This is a genomic window from Arthrobacter sp. RIT-PI-e (assembly GCF_001187915.1).
GTDB lineage: Bacteria > Actinomycetota > Actinomycetes > Actinomycetales > Micrococcaceae > Arthrobacter_D.
Map to the genome: position 1 here is coordinate 22420 of NZ_LGIU01000069.1, position 7089 is coordinate 29508.

Annotated in this window: 5 protein-coding genes; all 5 read left to right on the forward strand. The window is 71.0% G+C overall.

Going from position 1 to position 7089, the window contains the following annotated elements:
- Positions 1–140: 140 nt before the first annotated feature.
- The 5 genes from AC792_RS10200 to AC792_RS10220 all read left to right on the forward strand — a co-directional run bounded on the left by AC792_RS10200 (position 141) and on the right by AC792_RS10220 (position 6851).
- Complete coding sequence (locus AC792_RS10200; protein WP_049830426.1) at positions 141–1850, forward strand: DUF885 domain-containing protein; 1710 nt, start codon at positions 141–143, stop codon at positions 1848–1850.
- A gap of 220 nt (positions 1851–2070) precedes the next feature.
- The gene (locus AC792_RS10205; RefSeq protein ID WP_152916136.1) at positions 2071–3483 is read left to right on the forward strand and encodes a dicarboxylate/amino acid:cation symporter; all 1413 of its coding nucleotides are present in this window, start codon (positions 2071–2073) and stop codon (positions 3481–3483) included.
- A 157-nt stretch (positions 3484–3640) separates the two neighbouring features.
- Positions 3641–4192 (forward strand): AMIN-like domain-containing (lipo)protein, encoded by a 552-nt coding sequence (locus AC792_RS10210; RefSeq protein ID WP_049830420.1) that lies wholly within the window; start codon positions 3641–3643, stop codon positions 4190–4192.
- 101 nt (positions 4193–4293) lie between these two features.
- Positions 4294–4926, forward strand: a complete 633-nt coding sequence (locus AC792_RS10215) for a Maf family protein (RefSeq protein ID WP_049830421.1) — start codon at positions 4294–4296, stop codon at positions 4924–4926.
- A 107-nt stretch (positions 4927–5033) separates the two neighbouring features.
- Positions 5034–6851 carry an acetyl/propionyl/methylcrotonyl-CoA carboxylase subunit alpha gene (locus tag AC792_RS10220; RefSeq protein ID WP_049830422.1) on the forward strand — a complete coding sequence of 606 codons (1818 nt, stop codon included), beginning with the start codon at positions 5034–5036 and terminating at the stop codon, positions 6849–6851.
- Positions 6852–7089: the final 238 nt, after the last annotated feature.

The window sequence follows — 7089 nt, forward strand, 5'->3', positions numbered from 1 at the left end:
TGGTCCCACGGTAAGCATGATGAGGGCCGGTGGCGAGCATTCAGGAGGACACGATTGCAGCACGGCCCGCCGGGGAATGCCCCGGCGGACCACCGCCGCCGGGGTGCGAGTACCGAAACAGGAGAGGCTACGCTCGGGTGGTGACCCATGACACTCCAGCACCCGCCCCGTCCGAGCAGCCGACGCGCGCCACCACCGCGATCGACGGCGTCGCCACGTCGTACTACGAGACCCTCCTCGAGCTGATGCCCGACTTCGCCACCGAACTGGGTCTGCCCGGACGCGAGACCGAGTACCGGGACTACTCCCCCGCCGGAATCGAGGCACTGGCCGAGGCCACCCGTGAGGCACTACTGCGCCTCGACGACCTCGAACCCGCGGACGACGTCGACGCCGTGACCCTCGACGCCATGCGTGAGCGGCTGGGCCTGGACCTCGAGATCCACGAGGCGGGCCTGGACTATTCGGACCTCAACAACATCGCCTGCCCGGCGCAGAGCATCCGCGCCATCTTCGACCTCATGCCCACCGCCACCGCCGGCGACCTCTCGCACATCGCCGGACGCATGGCGAACATCCCGGACGCCCTCGACGGCTACATCTCCTCGCTCCGCGCCGGCCGCGAGCGCGGTCTGGTCGCCGCGCGCCGGCAGGTGCTGATCGTGATCGAGCAGTCCACCAAGTACGCGGAGGACGGCGGATTCTTCGACGGCCTCGGTGCCACCACCCAGGCCGACGACGGCGAGCTCCCCGAGTCCGTGCAGGAGCAGCTGAAGCGCGGGGCCGAGGCCGCCCGCGGCGCCTACGACGGCCTGGCCACCTTCCTGCGGGAGGACCTCCTGCCCACCGCCCCCGAGAAGGACGCCGTGGGCCGTGAGCACTACGCACTGATGTCGCGCCGCTTCCTCGGATCCGCCGTCGACCTCGAGGAGACGTACCGCTGGGGCGTGGAGGAACTGGACCGCGTGATCGCCGAGCAGGAGGCCGTGGCGAACGAGATCCGCGAGGGTGCTTCCATCGAGGAGGCCATGCGGATCCTCGACGAGGACCCGGCGCGCCAGTTGCAGGGCACCGATGCGCTGCAGGCGTGGATGCAGGAACTCTCGGACAGGGCCGTGGACGCCATGGCCGGTGTGCACTTCGACATCCCTGACGTGATGCGCCGCCTCGAGTGCAAGATCGCCCCCACGAACGAGGGCGGCATCTACTACACCGGACCGACCGACGACTTCTCCCGCCCGGGACGCATGTGGTGGTCGGTGCCGGAGGGCGAGGACTCCTTCACCACGTGGAAGGAGACCACCACGGTGTACCACGAGGGGGTCCCGGGTCACCACCTGCAGATCGCCACCGCCACGTACCAGCGTGCCCTGCTGAACCCGTGGCGCCGCAACGCCATCTGGGTGTCCGGGCAGGGCGAGGGCTGGGCGCTCTACGCGGAGCGGCTCATGCAGGAACTCGGCTTCCTCTCCGACCCCGGGGACCGTCTCGGGATGCTCGACGCCCAGCGCATGCGCGCCGCCCGCGTGGTCTTCGACATCGGCGTGCACCTCGAGCTGGAGATCCCCGAGCGCTGGGGAATGGGCACCTGGACGCCGGAGACCGGCTACGAGTTCCTGCGGAAGAACATCGCGATCAGCGAGGGGCAGCTGAACTTCGAGTTCACGCGGTACCTCGGCTGGCCGGGCCAGGCGCCGGCATACAAGATCGGGCAGCGCCTCTGGGAGCAGATCCGCGACGAGGTGCGAGCGAGCGAGGGCGGGTCGTTCGATCTGCGCGCCTTCCACACGCGCGCGCTGAACCTCGGCTCGGTGGGCCTGGACACGTTGCGCCGCGCACTGGTGGGCTGACCCCGTAGATGTTCGTCACAGCCGGGCGAGGAATAATTCCCGCCCGGCTGTGCCGCGCCCGGCACAGCGCGGTGACGCCGCGGAAGCCCGTAGAACGACGACGGCGGCGCACGTAACATTTCGCAACGCGGGCTTTGTCTGTGTATAGGGCCTCCCTAGTGTTTTCCGGGTGTCTTCAGAAATCAGCTCCCGGCCCACGCGCCGCACTCTCCCCCGCTGGATGACCTCCTTCGGTCCGCAGATCATCGCCGCACTCGTCGTGGGTCTCGGTCTCGGCCTGCTCGCCCGGACCACCGGCCATACCACCGAGGACCCGAACGCGCTCGGCACCACGCTCGCCACACTCGGCTCGAGCTACGTTGCCCTGCTGCGCGCCGCCGTCGTCCCGCTGATCTTCACCGCCGTGGTGAGCTCGATCGCCAATCTCCGTGCCGTGAACAACGCGGCCCGCCTCGCCGGGCAGACCCTGCTCTGGTTCGCGATCACGGCGCTGATCGCCGTGGTGATCGGCATCGGCCTCGGCGTCATCTTCCAGCCCGGCGCCGGGACCGGCGCCGAGCAGCCCGCGGAGTACGAGGGCAGCACGGGCAGCTGGACGGCGTTCCTCACCAGCCTGGTCCCCGCGAACTTCCTCGGCATCCAGGCGTCCTCCAGCGTGGCCGATTCCGGTGCGGTCAGCACCTCGCTGAGCTTCAACGTGCTGCAGATCCTCGTGATCGCCATCGCCGTGGGCATCGCGGCCCTGAGGGGGGGCAGGCCCGCCGAGCCGTTCCTCGCCTTCAACGCCTCCGCGCTGGCCGTGATCCAGAAGGTCCTGTGGTGGATCATCCGGATCGCCCCGCTCGGCACCGTGGGCCTGATCGGCAACGCCGTGGCCGTGTACGGGTGGGACACCATCGGCTCCCTCGGCATGTTCACCATCGCCGTCTACGTGGGCCTGGCCATCGTGCTCTTCGGCGTGTACCCGGTGCTGATCAAGAGCCACGGCCTGTCCGTGAAGCAGTACTTCTCCGGCGCGTGGCCCGCCATCCAGCTGGGCTTCGTGTCCCGCTCCTCCGTGGGCACCCTGCCCCTGACCCAGCGCGTCACCGAACGCAACCTGGGTGTACCCCGCGGCTACGCCTCCTTCGCGGTACCGCTCGGGGCGACGACGAAGATGGACGGCTGCGCCGCGATCTACCCGGCGATCGCCGCGATCTTCGTGGCCCAGTTCTTCGGGATCGAGCTGACGATCACGCAGTACCTGCTGATCGCCCTCGTCTCCGTGCTCGGCTCCGCCGCGACCGCGGGCACCACGGGTGCCGTGGTGATGCTCACGCTGACGCTCTCCACGCTGGGGCTCCCCCTCGCCGGCGTCGGACTCCTGCTCGCGGTGGACCCGATCATCGACATGGGCCGCACCGCCGTGAACGTGGCGGGCCAGGCCCTCGTCCCCACGATCGTGGCCAAGCGCGAGGGCATCCTGGACAGCACGCTCTACGACGCGCAGCGCACCGGTGATCCCTTCGCCGATGACAGCACGTTCGAGGACGGGGCGGCCGCGGATGCGCAGGCCGCCGCGGAGGCCGGCAACGACGGCCTCTCCACCTCGGTGGGATCCGACGCACCGAGCACGGCGGCGGGAGCGCGCTGACGCACACGCACGCGACGACGGCCCATTCCGGCAGCGCCGGGGTGGGCCGTCGTCGTCCCGGATGACGATGCGGCGCCATTCCACTGAGCGGCAGCGCTGTCCCCCGTATCCGGGTGGATCATGGGAGCACCTGTCCAGCTCTACGAGGTGGTGCGTCATGAACCGACCGCGCACGACGGGGACGATCCCCGCCGCCCTCGCCCTCACCGCAGGCCTCGGCCTCGCGGGGGCACCGCCGGCATCCGCCGCGTACTGCGGCATCACCTGGGGTTCCACACCCAAGACCGCCCCCGCGTCCTCCCCCGCTCCGGTCAGTGATGTACGGCCCGGCCGTCACGCCTGCTTCGACCGCCTCGTCGTCGACATGAGCGGTCCCGCCCCCCGATACCGCGTGGAGTACGTCCCGCAGTTCACCGGCATCGGCTCCGGTGTCCCCATCCCCCTCCGCGGCGCAGCCGATCTCCGTATCGTCCTGGCCGCACCGGCGTACGACGACGACGGGCACCCGACGTACTCCCCGGCCGACATGCGGGAGCTGGTCGACGTCGCCGGGTACTTCACGTTCCGGCAGATCGCCACCGCCGGGAGCTTTGAGGGTTCCACGGAGCTCGGAGTGGGGGTCCGGGCACAGCTTCCCGTCCGCGCGTTCGTCCTGGCCGGTCCGGGTGCCGGGTCGCGCCTGGTGATCGACGTCGCCCATTCCTGGTGAGGAGCCTCGCCGGTCACGGCGGGACCCGGCGCCGTGACCGGGGTGTCGTCGGCAGGTGACCGCGGGGCACCGGCGCTCGTCGCGGGACCTAGGCTGGGAGCATGACCCCCCGCCTGATCCTCGCCTCCAAGTCGCCCGCCCGCACCAAGCTCCTGACCGAGGCCGGGATCGGCCACACGGTCCTGGTCTCGCACGTGGACGAGCCCGCCGTCGTCGCCCGGTACGGGGAGCTCGACCCCCACGACACCGCGCTGCTGCTCGCACGGGCCAAGGCGGAGGCCGTGGCCGCCCTGGACGACGCCGCGGACGCCCTGGTGCTCGGCTGCGACTCCGTGTTCGAGTTCGACGGCGAGGCGCACGGCAAACCCTACGAACCGGCGGTCGCCGTCGAGCGGATCAGCCGTATGCGCGGCAACTCCGGCGTCCTGCACACCGGCCACTGGCTCGTGGACACCCGCGACGGCGGATCCGGTGCCACGATCGGCGCCGTCTCCTCCGCCACCGTGCACTTCGGGACCATGACGGACGCCGAGGTCCGGGCGTACGTGGCCACCGGGGAACCCCTGCACTGCGCGGGATCCTTCACGATCGACGGCTTCGGCGGAGCCTTCGTCGAGCGCGTGGACGGCGATCCGCACGCCGTGGTGGGCCTCAGCATCTCCACGCTCCGGGGACTCCTGCCCTCCGCCGGCCTGCAGCTCACCGACCTGTGGGAGCGACCCGCCGCGTTGTAGGTTCCCTACAAAGGATTCCGGGATAACCCTCCCTCCCGGCACGATCCATGGGCGGAAGCTCCAAAACCCGGCTAGGCTCCCCCTGAGTAGAAGGAGTCCCCCGCCCCATGAGCCAGTCCCCCCTCGCCCCGTCCGCATCCCCGAACGCCACCACCGCCGCCCGACCGGTCACGAAAGTGCTGGTGGCCAACCGCGGGGAGATCGCGGTCCGCGTGATCCGCGCCGCACGCGACGAGGGCCTGGCCTCCGTGGCCGTGTACGCGGAGCCCGACCGCGACGCCCTGCACGTCCGCCTGGCGGACGAGGCCTTCGCCCTGGGCGGCGAGACCGCCGCGGAGTCCTACCTGGTGATGGACCGCATCCTCGACGCCGCCCGGCGCAGTGGCGCGGACGCGATCCACCCCGGCTACGGCTTCCTCTCCGAGAACGCGGAGTTCGCCCAGCGCGTCATCGATGCCGGCATCACCTGGATCGGCCCGTCCCCGGAGTCCATCGCGCAGCTCGGCGACAAGGTGCAGGCCCGGCACATCGCCGAACGCGTAGGTGCCCCGCTGGTCCCCGGCACCAAGGATCCCGTGGGATCGGCGCAGGAGGTCATCGACTTCGCGCAGGAGTTCGGCCTGCCCATCGCCATCAAGGCGGCGTTCGGTGGCGGCGGCCGCGGCATCAAGGTGGTCCGCAGCCACGAGGAGATCCCCGAGCTGTTCGAGTCGGCGGTGCGCGAGGCCACCGCGGCGTTCGGCCGCGGCGAGTGCTTCGTGGAGCGCTTCCTCGACGCCCCGCGCCACGTGGAGACGCAGTGCCTCGCCGACGCCCACGGGAACGTCGTCGTGGTGTCCACCCGCGACTGCTCGCTGCAGCGCCGCAACCAGAAACTCGTGGAGGAGGCGCCGGCCCCCTACCTCTCCGAGGAGCAGAACACCCGCCTCTACGAATCCTCCAAGGCGATCCTCCGCGAAGCCTCCTACCAGGGCGCCGGCACCTGCGAGTTCCTCGTGGGACAGGACGGCACCATCTCCTTCCTCGAGGTGAACACGCGCCTCCAGGTGGAGCACCCGGTGTCCGAGGAGGTCACCGGAATCGACCTCGTCCGCGAGCAGTTCCGCATCGCCCGCGGTGAGGCCCTGGGCTACGACGACCCCGAGGTGCGCGGCCACGCCTTCGAGTTCCGCATCAACGGCGAGGACGCCGGGCGCGGCTTCATGCCCGCTCCCGGCACCGTGCAGAACCTCACGTTCCCCTCCGGCCCGGGCATCCGCGTGGACTCCGGGATCGAGGCCGGCGAGGTGATCGGCGGTAACTTCGACTCCATGCTGGCCAAGCTGATCGTCAGCGGGGCCAGCCGCGAGCAGGCTCTGCAGCGGGCACGCCGGGCGCTCTCGGAGATGGTGATCGAGGGCATGCCCACGGTGCTGCCGTTCCACGCCGCCGTCGTCGCCGACCCCGCCTTCGCACCCGCGGACGGGCCGTTCTCCGTGCACACCCGCTGGATCGAGACCGAGTTCAGCACGGTGATCGAGCCGTGGAAGGGCGCCACGGACACCCCGTCCGACGACGACGCCCGTCAGCGCATCACCGTGGAGGTGGGCGGGCGCCGCCTCGAGGTGGTGCTCCCGGCAGGCCTCGGCGCCACCGGCAACGGCAGGGCGGCGGCTCCTGCGAAGGCGAAGAAGTCCTCGCGCACCCGGGCGGGCAAGGCCGCCGTCGGCGGCGACGAACTGACCTCACCCATGCAGGGCACCATCGTGAAGGTTGCCGTCGCCGAGGGCGACACCGTGGCGGAGGGCGATCTCGTGGTGGTCCTCGAAGCCATGAAGATGGAGCAGCCGCTCACCGCGCACAAGGCGGGCACCATCTCCGGGCTGACCATCGAGCCCGGCGCCACGGTCTCGGCCGGCTCCGTGATCGCGACCATCCAGGACTGAACCGCCGCCGGGTCCCCGCCCCCGCGGGCACCCCCCCCCGCCGTGACCCACCGGCGGGCGGTGCTGCGTGGACGTCCGTGCCGGGAGGTCGGGCGCCGGGCCCGGTGGTGGCCTTGATCGGGCGAGTGCGACCGACCCGACCTGCACATCCCGGTTAGCCGCCGTTACCCCGACCGTTGTTGCCGTTGCCGTTACCCGGGTTGCCACCGTTGCCCGAGTTACCGTGCCGGCGCCGGAG